This window comes from Flavobacterium aquiphilum, assembly GCF_027111335.1.
Classification (GTDB): domain Bacteria; phylum Bacteroidota; class Bacteroidia; order Flavobacteriales; family Flavobacteriaceae; genus Flavobacterium; species Flavobacterium aquiphilum.
Genome location: NZ_CP114288.1, coordinates 2,439,549 through 2,461,071, shown reverse-complemented (window position 1 = coordinate 2,461,071; position 21,523 = coordinate 2,439,549). Strand labels below are relative to the sequence as shown.

At 34.8% G+C, this 21,523-nt stretch carries 7 protein-coding genes; 1 reads left to right on the top strand and 6 read right to left on the bottom strand.

Annotated features, from left to right (window positions below):
* Positions 1–523 precede the first annotated feature (523 nt).
* Positions 524–4,561, top strand: coding sequence for a hybrid sensor histidine kinase/response regulator transcription factor (locus OZP12_RS10175; RefSeq protein WP_281228978.1), 4,038 nt, complete (start codon positions 524–526; stop codon positions 4,559–4,561).
* A 90-nt stretch (positions 4,562–4,651) separates the two neighbouring features.
* On the opposite strand, the gene OZP12_RS10170 is transcribed toward OZP12_RS10175, so the two are convergent.
* The 6 genes from OZP12_RS10170 to OZP12_RS10145 form a co-directional block, all read right to left on the bottom strand.
* Positions 4,652–7,267, bottom strand: a complete 2,616-nt coding sequence (locus OZP12_RS10170; RefSeq protein WP_281228977.1) for a glycoside hydrolase family 3 N-terminal domain-containing protein — start codon at positions 7,265–7,267, stop codon at positions 4,652–4,654.
* 285 nt (positions 7,268–7,552) lie between these two features.
* Positions 7,553–9,097, bottom strand: coding sequence for a sulfatase family protein (locus OZP12_RS10165; protein ID WP_281228976.1), 1,545 nt, complete (start codon positions 9,095–9,097; stop codon positions 7,553–7,555).
* 215 nt (positions 9,098–9,312) lie between these two features.
* Positions 9,313–14,712: an Ig-like domain-containing protein gene (locus OZP12_RS10160; protein WP_281228975.1), complete on the bottom strand. Its 5,400-nt coding sequence runs from the start codon at positions 14,710–14,712 to the stop codon at positions 9,313–9,315.
* A gap of 416 nt (positions 14,713–15,128) precedes the next feature.
* Entirely contained in the window at positions 15,129–15,671 is a 543-nt protein-coding gene (locus tag OZP12_RS10155) for an RNA-binding protein (RefSeq protein WP_281228974.1), read from the bottom strand.
* Between the two features lie 487 nt (positions 15,672–16,158).
* On the bottom strand, positions 16,159–19,161 hold the full coding sequence (locus OZP12_RS10150) for a DEAD/DEAH box helicase (protein ID WP_281228973.1): 3,003 nt from the start codon (positions 19,159–19,161) through the stop codon (positions 16,159–16,161).
* A gap of 115 nt (positions 19,162–19,276) precedes the next feature.
* Positions 19,277–20,779, bottom strand: coding sequence for a Fic family protein (locus OZP12_RS10145; RefSeq protein WP_281225514.1), 1,503 nt, complete (start codon positions 20,777–20,779; stop codon positions 19,277–19,279).
* Positions 20,780–21,523 lie beyond the last annotated feature (744 nt).

The window sequence follows — 21,523 nt, the reverse complement described above, 5'->3', positions numbered from 1 at the left end:
GTTGATTTCAAAATTATTATGAGAAAGACTATTCGAGGGGTGTAATTTGTCTTTTTCTTAGGTCTGATTCGTCCTTTTTTAACCTACAACCTCCTATAACTATTGATTTTGGGAATCAAATCCTTCTTAAAGGATTATTGATGAAATGGTTTTATTTACATCCTGTGTTATTTCTTTGTTAAAACAATACCTTATCAAGTAGAATAAAATACTATATCCGAAAAATATTTTTTTTCGGGCGTATTTTTGACCTTAATTTAAATTGTATAGGTAGGAAATTTTACACATATTACTCTAAATTTATTCCTAAAGTAACCATTAAATAATTGCTGAAGCTTAAAAAAATTAACGTACTTGCTTCAACTTCTAAAAATTCTATTAATTTTGGAAAACAGCCATAAATCATTTCGATTTATTCATTCACTATACAATTTAACCTCTATATTCCATTTCATAAATGTAGAAGTTAAATCTTTTCGAAGTATCTATTTACAACCTAATTTTTAAACCTTAAACCTTTTTAATGATTTTAAAAAATCACAATCTCGCAGGTCTTTTTTGGGGAATTTGTTTCTGGGTTTTGTTATTTTCAACTTCAACAAGTTCTGGCCAAAACAGTTCATTGTCATTTAATCATTATGATGTTACTAATGGGCTTTCAAACAATTCCATTTTGTCTATAACCCAAGACTCTACCGGTTTTATTTGGTTGGGGACAAAATATGGCCTAAACCGTTATGACGGGCGTACATTCAAAGTTTTTAAAAATGACCCCGAAAACAAAAACAGCATATCTTCTAATTACTTCATTACAGGCCTAGCATTAGCTTCTAATAAAAAGATGTGGGTAGTATCCAGTGCTTTGGATTTGTACCAGTCCGAAGACAATTCATTTGAAAATATTATCCCTAAAAGTGCAGGTATAAAAAAGGTACTACAAGATTCTAAAGGCAATTTATGGATTGGAGGTTCACACCAGCTAAAATTTATAGCTCCAAACAGCAAAAAAATATTCCCTTTAAAAATTGAAAAAAGCGATATTCAAGTTTCTGAAATTTTTGAAGACAATGAACATCACATCTGGGTTGGAAGCTCTACAGGATTATATGAACTCTTTTTTTTAAACAAAAAGCTTATTAAAAAAAGACATTTTGGCTACGAATTAAATGGTAACGAAAATATTGGCCCAATTACCAGTATTGTCCAAGACAAAAGTTCAAAATTTTGGATTGGAACAAAAAAAAATGGACTCTATTCTTTTGATAAAAAATCATTACAACTAACGAATTTTGTAAAAAACAGCAGTAATGGAAAAAATTCATTGGTCAACAATAATGTCCGCAAAATATTATTGCATAAAGATGGTTCTCTTTGGATTGGAACACAAGATGGTTTATCAATTTTAAATCCCATCACCCATCAATTTACCAATTATCAACATGACCCTTCAAATCCAAAAAGTTTAAGCCAAAACTCTATTTACGATATTTTTCAGGATAAAAATGGTTCGGTTTGGATTGGGACTTATTTTGGTGGAGTCAACATTGTTTATTCTGTAAATACCCCTTTTACAATTTATCAAAACAGCATTGCAAAGAACAGCATCAGCAGTAATATAATTAGTTCGGTTGTTGAAGACAGTCATCATAATTTATGGATTGGAACTGAAGCCGGAGGGTTAAATTATTTCAATAAAAAAAACCAAGTCTTTTCTTTTTATAAAAATAGTAACACCAATAAAAATTCTTTGAGTTCCAATTTGGTTAAAGGAATTGCAATTGATAAAGACCAAAACGTATGGATAGCAACAAGTTTAGGTGGTTTAAACCTTCTTGATCCCAAGACTTCTACTTTTACGGTTTATAAGCCAAATAGCAAAAATAACAACAGTATCAGTACAGACGATATTAGCTGTATGATTATCAGTAAGGAAAATAAACTATTTATTGGAAGCTACTTTGGTATTAATATTTATGATATTGCCCAACAAAAATTCAGTTTAATTGCTAACAGCGAACTCCCTGTTAATGTAATTTTTGAAGATAAACAGGGAACTATTTGGATAGGGGCTTCTGACGGCATCCGCATTTATCAGACTCCAAAACTTATTTATAAAAATTTCAAAGACAATTCAGATAAATCATTCAACTTTAATGTTAACTGTTTCTTTCAAGATCGCATAGGAAACATCTGGGTTGGAACAGTACAAAACGGATTAGCTTTACTAAATCCTAAAAACAATACATTCAAAACTTTTGATACCAAGGATGGTTTACCTACTAATAATATATTATCCATTACAGAAGATAACGAAACAAACTTATGGATAAGTACAGACAATGGTTTGGTAAAATACAACCGCCATTTAAATACGTTTAGAACTTTCAATATTTTAGACGGATTGCCTGATAATCTATTCAATATCAATTCCGTTTTAAAAGACAGTCAGGGGCGACTATATTTTGGTACCTACAATGGCTTAGTGAGTTTTATGTCCAAAAGTATAGAAAAAAACACATTGGCTCCGGAGGTTGTTTTTTCCAACCTCAAACTGTTTAACATTCCTGTTGCCATTAACGATGAGAGCGGTCTTTTAAAACAAGACATTAACAACAGCGAGACATTGACTTTTAACCATGATCAAAACATTTTTACAATAGAATTCTCAGCTTTAAACTTCATCAAATCAAATAAAAACAAGTATGCCTACAAACTTGATGGCTTAGAAAAAAACTGGAATTATGTTGATATTCCATCGGCAACCTATAACAATTTACCTGCAGGAAGCTATCAATTTTTAGTCAAAGGTTCTAATAACGATGGTATTTGGAGCAAAGACATCAAAAAAATAAACATAGTAATACTACCTCCAATGTGGGAAACTTGGTGGGCTTATCTCATCTATTTCGCAATAATTGCTGCAATAGGCTATCAAATCAATGCGTTTTTAAAAGCAAGAAGAGAACTTAAACAGGAACTTCATTTTGAAAAAATGAAATTAGATTTTTTTACCAATGTATCGCATGAAATCAGAACACCGTTGACTTTGATTTTAGGTCCCATTGAAAAACTAGAGCAATTAACTACAGAAAATACTCAGGCCAATAAATATGCCTTAAGTATTAAAAACAATACCGAACGTTTGTACCGATTGGTTAACGAATTATTGGATTTCAGAAAGGCCGATTCCGGCAACTTACGCCCCTATTTTTCTGAAGAAAATATTGTAAGTGTTCTAAAAGAGGTTTTTGAAAATTTTCAAGCGCTTGCCGAAGCAAAAAACATCCAATACACTTTCAAAAGTAGCCATCCTGAAATTTTGGTTTATTTTGATAAAGACCAAATGGAGAAAGTGTTTTTTAATCTATTATCAAATGCTTTCAAATTTACACAAGATGGGGGTACGATAAACCTAAAAATTACTTTAAAAAAACAAAATGTAAAAATTAAGGTAATCGATAACGGGAAAGGTATTGACATCAAAAATATCGACGATATTTTTAAAAACTTTTATCAGGCAGGACAAAATTTCGGGACTGGCATTGGTTTGGCTCTTTCAAAAAGCCTGGTCGAACTCCATAAAGGAAAAATAAACGTAACAAGTACTCCTGCCACTGAAAACAAAACCGGAAAAACCACTTTTACCGTCTCATTGCAATTGGGTAAAAATCATTTAAACGACAATGATATTACCCCAATGCCTAGCATTGAAAATCATATTTATCAAGAAGTTAATGAGTACTCTGCCCAAGACTTTATTGAAAACCCTGCTAAAGAGGAAAAAAACAAAAAAGCCCATATTTTAGTCGTTGAAGACAACGATGAAGTGAGAGAGTTCATCAAACAATCACTGGAAGATCTGTATTATGTTCATGAAAGTAAAAACGGACTGGAAGGTTGGAAAAATGCCATTCAAAGCCTGCCTGATTTAATCATCAGCGATGTAATGATGCCAATAATGGACGGATTAGAACTTTGCAAAAAGTTAAAAACTGATATACGCACCTCACATATTCCTGTAATTATGTTGACTGCAAAATCAGACCCCCTACATCAAATTGAAGGACTTCAACATGGAGCCGATATTTATATTACCAAGCCTTTCAGGGAGCAAATTTTACAATTAAACATTCACAACCTGTTATCGCTAAGAGCTGCTTTGCAAAAGAAATACAGCGAACAATTGTCACAATTACCTGTTTTACCGGACACTGAATCGACTCAGGATGAAAAATTATTGCACAAATTGCGTCAAATTATCGAAGCGAATATTTCCAATATTGATTTGGACACCAACTTTATTACATCTGAAATTGGTATGAGCAGGTCTGTTTTGTATAAAAAATTCAGTGCATTGACCAACCAGCCTTTAAAAGAATTTATTACATCCATACGATTAAAACAGTCCGTTGAGATTTTCCTAAGTGGTGAAACCTCTGTTCAATCAGTTGCTTTAGAAGTTGGTTTCAACGATGTTAAAATCTTTAGACGTGAATTCAAAAGAGTTTATGGCATTACGCCTGGTGAATATGTTAAAAACAAAGGCAAAACTGAAGCTTAAGTTTCAATTTTAAATACTAATTTACAAAAAACAGAAAGCCGACAGTATCTAAACTCTCGGCTTTCTGTTTTTATCAAATAAGGTTTTTTTTTATTCCGTCTGAAGTTTAATGTTCAGAACAGTATTTTTTTCAACATTGATGCTTTGGGTTGCAAAGCCCTTTGCTGAGAACTCAAGGACATCTCCCTGTCTGGCTTTAATTGAATAAACTCCTTCAATATTGGTTTTAACAGCCTCCTCAGCTCCTTTTACGGTTACTTTAACCCCTTGTAAAACTGTTGCTTGTACGTCTCTTACAACTCCAGAGATTGTTACAACCTCATTGTTTTTTTCAGTTTTCTTTTTATCTGAAGATATATTCCTAGGCATTGCAGTAGTTTTGTTTTCTACTTGGTTACCAACGACAATTGTTTTTTTCCATTCGATATTATCAGAACCTGACCCAATTTGTAATTCAAACTCTCCGTCTTCTACTACTTTTTTCCCGTCACGGTTATAAAAAGCCAATTCGGAAACAGGCACTTTCAATACCACATCTTTACTTTCCGAAGGTTGCAATTCTAATTTCGAAAAGGCTTTCAATTGCTGGATTGGAGTCGCGATCGAACTCACTTTATCCCTCACATACAACTGGATCACTTCCTGACCGGTTTTGTTTCCCGTATTTTTAAGTTTTAATTTTACTTCGATGACGTCATTTGCCGCATATTGCTCTTTTGAAACTTGAAAATCAGAAAAAGCGAAAGTAGTATAGGAAAGTCCGTACCCGAAAGGCCACAAGGCTTTAGGACTTGAAAAAACATAATCTCTTCCCAATGCTTCAGGAGAACCCGGTTTTTTATAGAAACCTTTGTCGGTTGGTAAATAATTGTAGTAAACCGGTAAATGTCCAACGCTCTGTGGAAATGACACCGGCAATTTTCCCGAAGGGTTTACTTTTCCAAATAAGATGTCGGCTATGGCATTTCCTTCTTGTTCTCCCGCATACCATTGTGTGATAATGGCATCGGCATTTTCTTTAATCCAGGGAATAGCAAATGGTTTCCCGGTTACAAGTACCACTACTAAAGGTTTTCCAGTAGCTTTTACTGTTTCAACCAATTCCTCTTGAACTCCCGGTAACTTAAGATCCGATAAATCAAAACCTTCTCCACTGGTGGCATTTTTATAGTCTCTGGCCAATGAAGCGCTTTGTGAACCAACGAAAATTACTGTCGCATCACTTGCTTTTACAGCATCGATTGCCATTTGAAACCCTTCTTTATTTTGAGAAACCAAGTCGCATCCTTGTGCATAGTTCACTTTGATTTTGTCTTTTACCAATTCTTTAATACCTTTTAATGGGCTTACTCCATCTTTGTTGTTTCTACTCCAGGTATAATCTCCAAACTGTATTTGGTCGGCATTTGGTCCGATAACCGCAAGGCTTTTTATTTTCGAAGTATCAAAAGGAAGCACTCCGTTATTCTTCAACAAAACGGCACTTTCGTCTGCCAGTTTTTTAGCAAGGGCAACTGATTCTCTAGTATGTATATATTGATTTAGGTTTACAGTGTTAGGCAATGTGCTTTCAAAAAGTCCTGCTGCAAATTTGGCGTAAAGGATATGACTTACAGCATCATCAATATATTTTTCTTCCAAAACTCCATTTTTCATCATATCCTCCAATAGTTTGTAATCGTTGCCTCCGGCTTCCAAATCAATTCCTGCCATTACCGCTTGTTTTGCAGCATCTTCAGGGCCAGTAGCGGTTTTGTGAAAATAATATAGCATTGAAATTGAACCCCAATCAGAATACACATAGCCTTTAAAACCTATTTGGTTTCTAAGCAAATCGGTCAACATATATCTTGATCCTGCAATCGGTTCACCATCATAGGAACTGTAACAATTCATAATCGAAAGCGGGTTGGCTTCTTTGATTACCTTTTCAAACGGAGGTAAATAAAGGTTGAACAATTGTCTTGTTCCTCCTTCTACCGAAGCTAGATTTAATCCTCCCAAGGGAGAACCATGCCCGATGAAATGTTTTGGGGTACAAATGATATTGTGTTTTCTTAGTCCTTTTACATAAGCTGTTGCCATTTCGCCTACCAAAAAAGGATCTTCTCCATAGGTTTCTTCTACCCTTCCCCATCGTAGTTCCCTTGCCAGATCAAGTACAGGGGAGAGTACTTGTTTTACCCCCATTCTTTTGACCAAACCACCTATTTCATCTGACATATTGAAAACCAAATCGGGATTGAAAGTCGCTGCAAGTCCAATCGATTGAGGATAAATTGTCGCCCCATCCTGTACCACACCATGTAACCCTTCAATAATCGGAATAACTGGAATGCCCAATCTGGTATTTTTATTCATATATTGTTGCAAATCATAAATTGCTTTGGCATATTCCTCCGAACTGTAAGGCAATGCTTCTACACAGCCATAACTGAGCGGGGTTTTGCTATTACTTAGTTGCGTAAAATCGACCTGTTTGTTTTTGTCGAAATGTTCACTGTGAATATGGCGCATCTGAGCAATCTTTTCCTCCAGGGTCATTCGTTCCAGCAAATCCTTTACTCTTGCATCAATAGGCAAAGCTGCATTTTTATAGGCGGGTCTTGCATTTTGGGCAAGACAAGTAGTGCTTAATTGGATACTTCCGCATAAAATCAAAACTATAATTCGTCTTTTACTTATATTTTGTATAATTTTTTTCATTTTTCAAATCTCTACTAATTAATTATAATTTCTGATAATTTTTAAATTCACCAATTTTTTCTCCAGTCAAAATTGAATTAACAACCTTCCCTAAATATTATTTTCAAAAAACGCACTAAGAGCCTGTTTTAGTTTTATTTATTGATTCTCTTATGTCGATTTTTGGTACAACTTCATTATTTTTTTTGCAACAACTCTGCTACTTTATAAAAATTTGCCTCGTTTCATTCAAAAATCCTCTAATAATAAATCTCATAATAAAATTTAAACAGGCTGTAAAAACAGTTACCTTAAACCAGTTTCTTTTTCAAACAACTCAGATAATTCTTTTACTTTCTCAGGAAATTTTCTCGCCAAATTATTCTTCTCTCCTAAATCTTCATTTAGATTATACAATTGTGGCTCATTAGAATTTCCAGTTTCAATATTTACCAATGGTTGAACACCTATCCCATCATTAGGTGGAATAAATTTCCAATTTTCTTTCACGATAGCCAAAGTTCCACCTTTACCCGAAGCGTTTCCTCCTTGCTCTATTAAAACCCCTCTTCCTTTTTGTGATTTTCCCAGAAAAGCATCCAAAGTATTTTTACTGTCCGATGCATCATTATTTGGAATAGACTGTCCTAATAAATTAGAAAAAGAAGCCAATAAATCCATTTGGCAAATCATAGCCGAAGATACTTTTGGTTTGACAGTTGCAGGCCAACTTAAAATAAATGGAATTCGGGTTCCCGCCTCCAAAACGCTGTATTTTCCACCTCTAAAAAATCCGGCCGGTGTATGACCGTTTAATTCAGTTACTGCTCCATCTACATAACCATCATCCAAAACTGAGCCATTATCACTTGTAAAAATGATCATTGTGTTTTTGTCAATTCCCAATGTTTCCAGCTGTTTCATGATTTGACCTACCGTCCAATCCAACTGCAAAATAGCATCTCCGCGATAACCTAATCCGCTTTTACCTCTAAATATAGTTGCCGGCATACGAGGAACATGTGGTTCTGTAAGGGCAAAATATAAAAAGAAAGGTTTTTTATGGTTTTCTTCTATAAACTCTTGAGCCTTTATCAAAAATGTGGTAGAAACTTCTTCATCTACCCATCTTGCTTTTTTACCACCACTCATATAACCGATACGGCCAATTCCATTGATAATTGTATTGTCATGTCCTTGATCAGGTGAAGATTTCATTTTTAGCAATTCGGGATGTTCTTTCCCTACTGGGTCCTTTCCAACCTTGACATTATAATTTACCTCAATTGGGTCATTAGGGTCTAGAGCGACAACCTTATGGTTTTCCATAAACACGGTTGGTACGCGGTCTGCAGTTGCAGGAAATATAAACGAATAATCAAATCCTACTTCATTTGGTCCCGGTTTTACTTCACCATTCCAGTCTTTAGCCACCTGATCTCCTAAACCAAGATGCCATTTACCAACATTTGCCGTTTTATAACCGGCTTGCTTAAACAACTTTGGTAATGTTATCTTGTTTGTTGGAATGATTAAAGCTGCATCACCTGGCAAAATTCCGGTTCCTTCTTTTCTCCAAGGATATTCCCCCGTAAGCAAAGCATATCTGGAAGGCGTACAGGTTGCCGAAGTACAGTGAGCATTTGAAAAACGCACTCCACTACTTGCCAATTTGTCCAAATTTGGAGTTTTAATCTTAGTTGCTCCATAGCAACTCAAGTCGCCATAGCCAAGATCATCTGCATAAATAAATATTACATTTGGTCTATTTTTATCATTTTTTTTTGCCACTTGCGCATAAACCCCAAATACTACCAAACTTAAACAGCTTAAAAAACTTCTTTTTATCATTGTTTTATTAAATTAATTAAAAAAATCCGTGTCTACAAACTAATATTATAGATGTTTTATTTTCAAAAACTAAAATTGTCTTTAACTCCTAACTAAATCCTAATTGAATTATTTCCATTTAATCTATTAATTTATTTAGTTAACTTCTATTAAAAATTCCCAACCAAAATTTACGTATAATTTTGATTGGGAATATATTTTAAATCATTGTTGTTTTATTGTTTAACAATAGTGCTTCTAAAAGTCTCAAAGCCATTTTTGACAACTACAATATAGTTTCCGGAAGGCAAATCTCCTGCGAATACCTCTTGTGGTACTGCTATAAAACGAACCTCTCTGATCTTGTTGCCAAGAATATTATAAATACCAATCGTTGCATTTGAATTCAAATTTGAAGATACACTTACATTAAAATTGTCTTGAACCGGGTTTGGATATACCGTGAAATTTGGCGAAGTTGATACTTCCTCTTTAGAGGCCAATTTTAATGTGCCACTGCAAGAACCAAGATTATCTCCATGATTCAAATGCGTCTGAACTGCAGATTGAGCCACGCAAATAACATTGTTGTTATGGCAAATCTGTACTTTATCATTATTATTACCACATCTAACATCCTGAACAACTATTTCAATTGAAGCCGTAGACTGGCAGCCTCCCGCATACGATGCTGTTACTGTGTACGTACCTGCCTGCGATACTGAAGTTGATGAACCGGTTGCTCCTGTACTCCAAGTATAGGTAAAATCCTGATTATCTTGTGCCAATGCATTAAGGGTAAGCGATGTTGGTCCGTATCCTAAGTAAATAGTGTTTTTATCATCTATCGAAGGATTCATAGCATATACATCAGGGATAGATAATTGTACAGTTGGACAAACTACATTTACATTTACAGTTTCAGAAGTTGTTGCAGCATTATCATTATCGGTAGCTTTTGCAGTTATTATATAAGAACCTGACGCAACATTGTTCCAGTTAAAGCTATATGGTGCTGTTGCATCTTCACCCAATTTAGTTACTCCGTTGAAAAACTCGACTTTACTTACACTTCCATCCGCATCGGCAGCATTGGCAGTAATCGTAATATTGGCAAGAGCGTCATAGTTAGCGTTGTTTACTGGCGATGTAATAGCCACTGTTGGCAATGCATTTACAGTAATAGTTACAATTTCTGATATCGTAACTGCATCTTTGTTATCGGTAGCTTTTGCAGTCAATGAATAAGTCCCTGCCATCACATTTGTCCAATCGAAATTGAAAGGTGCCGCAGTGGCTTCACCTAATTTAATCTCTCCTTGGAAGAATTCTACTTTGGTAATAGTACCGTCGACATCAGCTGCATCGGCAGTAATGCCTATTGTAGCTGGAGCATTTGAACTTGCATCTGCTAAAGGAGACGTAATAGAAACTGTTGGCATAGCATTCACAACAATACTTACCGCATCAGAAGTAGTAACAGCACCTTTATCATCGGTAGCTTTTGCTGTCAATGAATAAGTACCTGCCGTCACATTTGTCCAATCGAAATTGAAAGGTGCCGCAGTGGCTTCACCTAATTTAGTCTCTCCTTGGAAGAATTCCACTTTACTCACAGTTCCATCTGAATCAGTTGCGTTTGCTGAAATGCTAACAGTTGCTGGAGCATTAAAGCTTGCATCGGCAACAGGTGAAGTAATCGACACTGCCGGAGCTTCATTGTCCGGAACCAGTTTTAAGTAAGCCGATTTACCATCGATCACTGAAAATGTCAATGTAGTAGTTTCTGCATCTGCACTTACCACAACATTATTAGGGTTTGTTGCAGCTTTCCATTTTCCGTTTAATGTCAAGCTGACAGTATAGGTCGTAGAACGCCAATTGGTAACAGGATCATCTATAGTCTTTAAATTTGGATTGTTAAGTGTAATTTCCAATGTATTGTCTATTTCTTTAACACCTAACAAAGCTTCCCCGGAGATACTTTTTACTTTTCCGATATTGATATCAGTTGCAGCAGTAAAAAACGCATATGAAGTCAGGTTTTCCGGCAAATATTTAACCGCATGTAAATCGTCTGTCTGGCTGAGTACCTGATAGATCTCCCCATTATTGATTTTGGTATTCAATATAGCCATATCTTGCGGAGTGGTTCCGGGAACCATTACAAATTGGTATTTTGCATTGTTAGGTGAAGTACCATGACTGATATAAGCTTTACTAAAATTAGCAGTAGCTGTTGGCGAACCTGTTTTGGTTGAATAAACGGGAGTTGTTTGTGAACCTCTTGCAACCGTGATATCACCACCTCCTTGTGGCACATAATAACCGGTTGTTTGACCATTTACGACCCAAGCACTATTCGTAGCTGTGGATAAAACATTGCTGTAAGTAGCATCTGCAACTGCTGCGTCTGAATTTACATAAATGGAAGGATTATCAGTAGTTGATATTCCTTGAAACAAGTTGGTAGCTGTATTGCTCACATTGTTGGTAGAGCCAATGCCACTTCCCAAGCACACAAAGATATTGTCAAAAGTAAATACCGATTTATGGAATTTCAGATTGTTTGGTGTATATCGAGTCCCATTTGCTGATTCCTCAAGAAAATCCATGGCAAAAATTCCATTTTGTCCCAATGATAATGCTCCGGCAAAACTTTTCTTTTGATATTCAGTAGCTATATCAACTTTGGCCTGTAATTCGCTGTAAGGCAAATGAATTGTAGTAGCTCCCGGCGTAACATTCCAGTCCCAGCCATCACCACCATATCCTGGTACACCACTGGCGGTACGGTCTCCATTGTACAGTACTTCCATTGCCCCATAACTTTGATAACGTCCATATCTATTTTGAGAGACATAAATCTCTGTACCCCATAACTTATCGGTCAGTCCCTTCATCATAGCCATCCAATTGTTTTTGCGTCTAACTCCCAAATTAGCATAATTGAAATGATAGTAACCATCCATTTCTGCCGCTGCAACAGGATATGTATTAGTTTGATAGATGTAATTGTAAAAAGCTGCCAAATTTGGTTCATAAGCTGCTCCCATCAAATCACCACCTATTTCTATTAAGTGTTGAAAGTTTCCAGTAGTAATAGGGAAATTTTCTTCGGGTAGCCTTCCCGAAATTGACATTGGATATACCACTCCTTTTGAACTTTGTAATGCCAAAGTCTTAAAAGTATTCGCCATATTAGTATAAGCCTGCTGCGTTATCTTGTATGAAGTATTTCTCAAGGAATAAGCTCTTTCAGACCAAGAACCTAAAGCATACATATAGCGCATATGTGCAGCGTCGTGGTGAGCACCGTTTCCGTCAGGTTTCAAACCATCACTAGCCCCTTGAGTAGTATTGGTAAATAAACTCAAATAACGGGATACTGCTTTTAAATCACGTACCCGATTGTCTACATTAGAATCCAATCCTGCCAATTCTAACCAAAGAGGTAATTTCAAATGAATCATATCGGTATTAACAGGTAAGAAAGGTGTACCCGGATGGAAAATAACATTATACTCATTAGACCATTTCAGCATTTTGATTACTTCATCTCTAAATTCCGGAGCAAGTGCTACAGTACCAGCCCCATAATAATCCGACAGACTTTGTAAAAATCCCGCGGGGAAATTTTGACAAACAGTATAGTTATTGCTCTGTATAGAATTTCTTCCTCCTTCAGCAAGTCCTTGATCCAATAGATATTCCACAAAAAGCTGCAACTTAGCTCTTGCATCAGCATCATTGTTTCTAACCGCTGCCCTCGCTAAATTACCAACATGTGTTGAGATGGTAACCAAAGAATTAGGGTCTTCAATCTCAGTGGTCAACCCCTTTCCGGTTATAGACCCATCAGGATTACGGGTAATGTTACAAGCTGTTACATAATCTTTGGCTGCAGTCACATCTGCAGCATTAGGAACATAAACAGGACGTGGATATTTGGATTTTACTACAGCAGCATCAGCCTGTTCCTGTCCTGATGACGATGGAGCAGCAGGAATGACCTGATTATAACAATTGTAAGCGGTTGCACCTACACCTTCAAAAAAATCCATTTTAGTGGGATCCCCTTTAGGAAAATGAATCATATCTAATTTCATGTGAGGCCCCGGAATTCTGGTTTGGCTATCGCCATACATGGTAAAGGCATCCATATAGAGAGTAGTTGAAGCGCCTGGACTTGCCGGTTTGTATATAATTTCCATTTTGGCAAGTGTAAAGGCAGGCAATTCACTTTCATAATTATAATCATAACGATAACTGCGGTGATAATCTCTCCAGCCTTTATAGTTTAATAACATGCGTCCTTCACGTTTCAAAGCACCTGTATTGTCATAAAATCGAAAAACAAGTGTATCGTTACTTACAGCTGGGCTGTAAATATAAAATTGTGCGTTACTGGCACTGAACGAGCCTGTTTGGGCAGTACTAATACCTAAATTATTGGCAGTAAGAACCGCACCAGCCGCTGCATTCCATTTTAGGGCGCTGCTGCCATCTTTAACATGTTCGGAACCAAGACTTAATGGTGACGGTGATGAGAAATTTACCGGCATAGCGTCAAAATTATACTTTTGTACACCGGCAGGAGGCGTTTTATAAACCTTTGGATCATCAAACCAGGCAGTTCCTATCGCATTAGCATCCAACTGCACATATATTCTCAATTTAGCAGTATTCGCAGGAACAATAAAATTGCTTGTGATCAACTGTACCCAGTCTGTTGCTCTTGTAGCCGTCATGTTAGTTTGAGCTAAAAAGGTTCCGGCACTATTATAAGCCACAAGAACTAGCCTTGCCCCTTCAGTTGCTGATCCGCCTGTTAGCGCCGTCTTAACCATTATCGATGCATTATAACTTTGTCCAATAGAAAAACCAGTAGTAATATCGGGTCCGGCGAATAATGAAAAACTAGTACTTGCACGAGTGTATTTCAACGAATTTGTTGGTGATACAGATGTAGACGGATCTAAAACAGTGAAATTACCTAACCACCCAGTAGTAGAAGTTTCAAAATCATTCTGATAAAGAATATCTGGCTGAACAACAGTAGGGGTTTTGTAAACCTTTGGGTCATCAAACCAGGCTGTTCCTACTGCATTAGAGTCTAATTGTACATATACTCGTAATTTGGTAGTGTTGGCCGGAACAACGTAATTACTAGTTGTCAGCTGTACCCAGTCTGTTGATCGTGTAATTGCTGTGGTTGTTGAACTAATGAATGTAGTTCCGTTATAAGCCACCAAAACAAGTTTTGCTCCCTCGGTTGCGGAACCTCCGGTGAGTGCGGTTTTGACCATTATCGAAGCATTATAACTTTGCCCGATAGTAAAACCTGTAGTGATATCAGGCCCGGCAAACAATGAATAACTGGTACTTGCACGGGTGTATTTCAACGAATGCGTTGGCGATACCGATGTAGTAGCATCCAAAACGGTAAAATTGCCCAGCCATCCTGTGGCTGCACCTTCAAAATCGTCTTGGTAAATAATATCCTGAGCCCTCGCATTATGCAATGTTGCAAAAAACAATAGTAAACAGATAAACAGCTTGCAAAGCCTTTTGTACTTCTGTTGGCTGTCCTTTTTACAGCCATGCAGATAAAATAATGAGTAATCTTTTTTCATGGTAATTTGTTTTTGGTTAGGTAATATTTAGTTAATAATCAAAAATATTCTGTAGTATTAAGAAGCAAGGAGCACTATTCCCAATCATGTGTATAAATACCCTTAAAACAAATGCGAAACCCCAGCAAATCAGGCTGATTCACATTTTATATACTCTATTAATCAATTATGATTCCGTCAAAACAAAATGAACAATCACCACCCAGCATTTAAAACTTAATCTTTTTTTTCACATTTCGAGGAAAATAAGCCCGAGAATACACGTTATATTCCCGAGCCTGACCAAAAAAAATGAACGTATTCCTATTCAAAATCTTTACTGACAGATAGATCGCTTCCCTCTTTAAACAAGCAGCTCACTAGGTGAAAGCCTATCTCAAAATCGCCCCTTTTTTACATCAAAAAACACCTGAACTCTATTTTTTAATTTTGACGAATTTCCCATTCACCTTTAAACAATCTATAGCAAGTATTCGAACTGGATTCAAGTCATCCTCACGAACAAATCTCACTGCAATTTGATCATGCTTATTCGAAGGTTTAAAAACATAAGACAATGAAGCCGTAGCAACTTCTCCTTGAATCTTTGCAACAAAATCAGCTGTCTCTGCCAAAACAATATTATCAGTTACATCAAAAAGCTGCATTTTAAATTTTACATACGACAAATCATATTGATAATATTTTGCCTCAAGATTTATTTGTTTAAGATTTCCCGGACTCCCTGGCAGTAAATATTGCACTCCCTGAACTGTAGGTATATTTGCATTTCCTTTAATCAGAACTGCACCATCTTTGTTTGCATCTCCATTTGCTACTTCATTGCCACCAAGAACCACCGGCAAATCATTTTCAATTCTTGACCAATTATAATTTAATTTATCAATTCCAATTTGCGCTTTAGCAGCACTAGAAATCATAAATAAGCCGATCGCAAAAAATGGAATTATTATTTTCATTTTTTAATAATTACTAGGGGATTAAGTATGTGCCAAATTTAGATTTTCGGATAAAAAACAAAGGGGATGATTTGTCCTTTTTTTAGGTTCGAATTGTCTCAATTTCAGTAAATACAATACCTTAGACAGATATATAGTAGACAATTATTATAAGATCTCCGAATCAATTAATCCTTTAAATATAGGTAGTGAAAAAATTGAGTAAATCTAAAAAATGAATTTCGAACCAAAAGAATCACCAAAACAAGGCATCTCATGAACCTCTTTAAAAAAGGTGGTCCTTACAAACCTATTTTCGAACCACTTTTTGCAGGATTTGAAGAAAATAAGTAAGCTTTAATTTAGTTTTATTGGGTTAAAACCTCACAATCGTTATGATTTTACGGCAAAATAGTACTTTCCGCTTTTTCATACACTATCCATGCCTTTGAGTGGGCTTTGAGTAGGTGAATGACAGAATGATGACACGTCAACAGACAGATAACTTTTAAGTTAGCCTTTCTTCGATCAAATTTTTCCAAATGATAAAACCTTTCTTATCCGTGGAATAATCGTGAAGTACCTTACTGAAATTATTGGGTGGATTTTCTATAAAAGCTTGTCTGCCGTTATTTCTAATGATATTTAGGTAGTTGTCAATTTGTTTTAATATGTCAGGAATAAATTGCCTGTCTTTGTCAAAATGCCAAATATAGGTTGCTTCTTCTGTATTTAAGGTTTCTAAGACAATATGAAATCCTTTTTTTCCTGCTAGAAGGAAAACAAATGAAAATGGATTTAAAACAAATCTGATTTTAAGAACAGTTCTCTCGTGATGCTTGGCTAAATATTGTAAATGCGTTTGGTGTTTGTAATTTTGATTCTTCAAAAAATCATTCAATAATTCATCTCCGGAATCATACAAATTGAAATTATTTTGATTTTGTAATTGCTGAATATTTAATAAGTTTTCTTGATTAACCAAATTTGGTTTACTTAAGAATGTTTTTGTAATAAACTTAAATTTTACACTTTCAATCAGTTCACTAGTTATCTTTGTTAAATCATTGGATTCCGCTAATTGTGAGATTACTTTTCCATTCTCGAATTCAGCATAAATAGAAATTGAAATAGTTTTAATTTTGAGTGCTTTAGAGAAATAATCTTTCAAAACTTCAAATTCCGGCCTGATTTCAAGATTTTCAATGTCAAATTCAAGTTCAGTATTTATTTCGGTAATATTGTATTTAAAAGCAAAACTACCATAACGGAATTCGAGGTTTTCAAATGGAATTTTTACTCTTTTATCAATAACGAAAGAGTCTTTTGAAACAGTAATTTCCTCTTCGGGTTCATCAAATAAGGTCGCAAGTCTATCTATTTTTCTGTAATAGGTATTTCTCTTCAGAAACATTTTGTTTAAATAATCAATCTTGATATCTCGATAGTCATAAATAGTTGGAACTATTTCCGATCGTTGGACTCTACCGATGTATTGAATCAATTTTCCCTCAAAAGAAAATGGATAAACGAGAAAGAGACAATTAGCAGTTTGTAAATCGGTTCCTTCTCCAAAGAATTGTCCAGTGGTGATTAATACCTGATAATTCCCTTCCTTTAATGATTTCCATTTTGAGATTTTGTTATTTTCAGAATCTTCTCCACTTAAAGTGATCACTTCATAAGATTGTTTTAAATATTGATTTAATGAGTCAATATGTTCTTTACGTTCTGTAATAATAACGACTTTTTTGTCAGATTTCAATTCAATAATCACATCTTGAAGAACTGATTTATTTCGGGTAGAATCGTGAATCAGGATTTTTGATAGCGTTTCAAATTTGTCTGTCTTGGAATTGAATGGTACATCAAGTTCAGTGTTTCGAATAACAATTTTTGGCCTTTTAGATGTGCTTATTTCACTTGTTTTTATTTCGGCAATTACTTCGCCCAAATGAATAAAAATCAATTTACCGTCATTGTATTTTCGAAATGGTGTTGCCGTTAATCCATATAAATAAAAGGTTTGCAGTTTTGAAATTGTATTTCTGAATGTTTCTGCCGGGATGTGGTGGCATTCGTCTAAAATAATTGTTCCAAAAGCATTCAAAATTTTTCTTCCATCAGGTTTTTCCAATTCTTTTGATAGACTTTGGATCATAGCAACAGTTATTTGCTTACCGATTTTAGTTTTGCCTTGACCTATTTTTCCAATTTCACTTTTGGGGATTCCAAGAAAAGTTTCGATTCTTTCAATCCATTGGTCGGCAATTTGTTTGCGATGAGTGATGATTAATGCAGGTTGTTTTTTCTCCGCAATAATTTTTAGCCCAACAATAGTTTTTCCTGAACCCGGCGGAGCAACAACAATTCCTAAATCTTTTTTTTCAATCGCGTCAATCACTATTTGCTGATGTGCTAGGAGTTGTGCGCTGAATAAAAAAGATACCTCTTTTAATTTTTCCCTTTCATCCTTGAAATCATATTCAATTTTATGTTCTCTGCAAAAACGAATTATTTTTCCAATAAAGCCTCTTGGAATAATTACTTCGTTTTCTGTTTCTTCAACTAGTTTGAAATATCGTTCGGTTCCAAAAGTATTTTTCCCAATCTTTTTTTTGACTAAAAATTCTGCATTCAGAAAATTTAATTCTTCTTTTAGAAAGTTGATCAATGGAAGAGAAATGGCAAAGCGATTAATTATCACGTCATTTGCCAACCTTATGGTTAGCTTCTCATTATTCGATTTGGGAATAAGTGGACTTGGTGTGTTTTCTTGTGTGTTGTAAATCTGATGCAGTTCATCAAGTTTTATTTCCGAAATTCTTTGAATATTCTTTATAAAATCCCATTGATTCGGAATTGGTTCTAGACTTTCCATATCAATAAAACAACTGTTTCCTTGTTCATAGGCTTTTTTATATAAAGGAAGTGCTATCAAATTTCCAAATCCTTTTCCGGACAAAAAATCCTGATTGGGAAACATTCTGTCAAAACTGGTGCTCTTGTCAAATAAAGAAAAGACTCCTGTTTGCTCTAAAATTGAGATGAAAATCTTTCTGCTTTTTATCGCTGGATAAGGTTTTTCAAAAAATATCCAAACATGACCGCCTTTACCCGAACGTGAACGTTCCAAATAAGCAGGAATCCCCATTTTATTACAAGCAATTATAAACTTTTTGCAGTCCTCAACCCATTGGACTTTATCAAAATCGGCAACAATAAACCAAGATGTATTTTCTTTGAGTAAAGGATAAATACCAATATGTTGTTCTCCATTAAGGTGTTTCTCAATTTCCCTTTCAGTTAGAATTAAATATTCTTTATCTGTGTAATTTTGAAAAGTACCTCCATTTATTTTATGAATTCGATACCGATATGGGTCATAAAAATATGCTGGCATATAGCCTTTTTTGCCTCCTTTTTCCCAACGAACCGCAAACACATCTTCTCTTCCTCTAAAAACGGATTTGAATAGTTGAATTACATCTAATGGTGTTGGTGAAGCCATTTTTTGATCTTTATAATTTAGATCCTGTCATTAATTTTTGTTTCAATCTTGAAATTTCAATTTGCAGACCTGAGGATTTCTAATATTTAATATTGTTGTTGCTTGGTTAAAAATTTCATTGATTTGGATGTTTTCTCTTTTGGAATACTTCATAATAAGCCTGTTCCATTTGCTTGATTTCATCATCACTTAACTCCTTGTAAAAATCGCGTTTACGACTAGCTAATTTTCCTTTGTTCTGATGGAGGAACAAAATCATTCGGTCAATTTTATTATCGGGCATATCAACTATGTTTTGTATCTCGCCTTTGAGTTCATCATAACATTGAAGGAAATACAGCTCTTCAGGAATATCGTTATTAACTGTAGCTTGTATTGCTCTTGCCAAAAACACGGTATGATTAGTTAAATCTGGAAATCGGTATAGGGCTTCTATTTCTGATGCGTTTTCAACAATCATTTCTCCTGCATCATTAAGAACATATTTTACTTTTCGTTCAATCAATTTAGAAAGTAGCTCCAAAGTAGTATCGTATTCATCCATATGGGCAAGGATTTGAGCAGAAACAGGAAGTATTGTACCATTAGGAACAACACCATCGCGTACAAGAATATCATGAATAAGAAAACGATGAATTCTTCCGTTACCATCTTCAAACGGATGGATATATACATATCCGAATGATACCATTGAAGCTTTTATAATTGAGTTGGTCGAACTGTTTTTTTTATTTAAATCAAGTATCCCTTGCATCAGAAATTTTACATATTGCGGTGGTGGACATACGTAATGTATTTTCTGTGTATAGTCTCTCATTGTCTGTCCAACATAGTTTTGAAAATCCCTAAAACCGTCGTCTGCATATCTGGGATCGACAATGACGTTTTGTAAACGTACCAATTCGGTCTCAGATAATGATTCTTCAAAGGTTCTTTGCCCTGCTTCTTCCAATAATGCAATGAATTTCTCCATTCTGTCTTGTGAAGGTTCTTCTTTCTCTATTTCACTGGAAGATTTTGATTCTTTTTTATAAAGATAATAGCTTGCTCGTTTAAAAATTTCTGGTGAGTATTTGTGTTTTAAATTTTCAATTGCTTCTTCAATATTCCAATCGAGTAACCCACTAAGTTCAGAGGTTCTTCTGATTATAGGACAAAATTTGTTTTGTCCTAAAAGATTATCGTTTACTTTCCATTTAGTTATTTTTGTAATATCCCCTGTTATATATCGCGAGACATTCAATATATTCTCATAATTAGTTGCAGTAACGTTAACTTCAATAGGTTTTCCTCCGGTAAACTCATACAAGTAACCAATGATTCTTGGATATTTTCTATTTGGATTTTCTTTGATGTAGTCAACTATTGTTTGATGGCCAACAGAGGTGAAAATTTCCTTGATGAACGCGAGATTAAAATCATCATATTTCAGAGCAAATTCTAAATGACTCATTGGGTGATCAATATTTACATCATATTTAGATTTGAATGTTCGCACAATCGAATTTGTGGAACTTAATTCGGTTTTATCCGTTGTCCCTATATATGATTCATGGGTCAATTTAAACCCTTGGATATCTAGTTTTTCCTTAAGCCATGTGAATCCAACTTTTTTCATTTACGTTCTGTTTTTTAGGGTAAATCTAATTTTAAAGAGGTAAATTTAGTTTTTATTATTAAATAAAGGGTAAAATTAATTTGTTTTAACACCAAACTTTTTTATCATTTATTTCTGGGGTAAAATTGCTTTGAAAAGAGTAAAATAAATTTTAGAAACTAATTTAAGGGTATTTTTTGCTTGGAATTAGATAGCCAAAGAAGTTTTGATATTGCCATTTAGAAAAAAAGAGATTACAAAGGAATATATGTTCCTGATCCCCTGATCCTACTTTTGCACCTGATCCATCCTAAGTTAGCGGCTAAATTTCGAACTATAAAAAAACCTCTAAAATCATTTGATTTTAGAGGTTTTTAAATTTTTGTGGGCGATGAGTGGTTCGAACCAAAAAATGTATTGTTCTCACTATCCTAAAAATTAAATTTCAGGGCAGTTCCCTTGCTCATATTCATTTCTATCCCCTTTAAATTTTGAAGACTAAAACTTTTTTCATTAATACCATTTCTCACGCAAAAAGGTAAAGCGAATTTTACTGACTTTTTAGCGTTTTAACTTTTATGGCAAAATCGTGACACGGCACTAAATTTTGATTAGAAATATCTCAAAAATATATTTTAAGTTTACTTTAAAAAACAAAACTTCCATTGGCTAGAAATTTTAATTTTTCTAAAAATCATGAAGTTTGCGCTTTTTAATAATTAACCCCTACGATATATACAAATCGCTTCAAAGTAAAAAATTAAA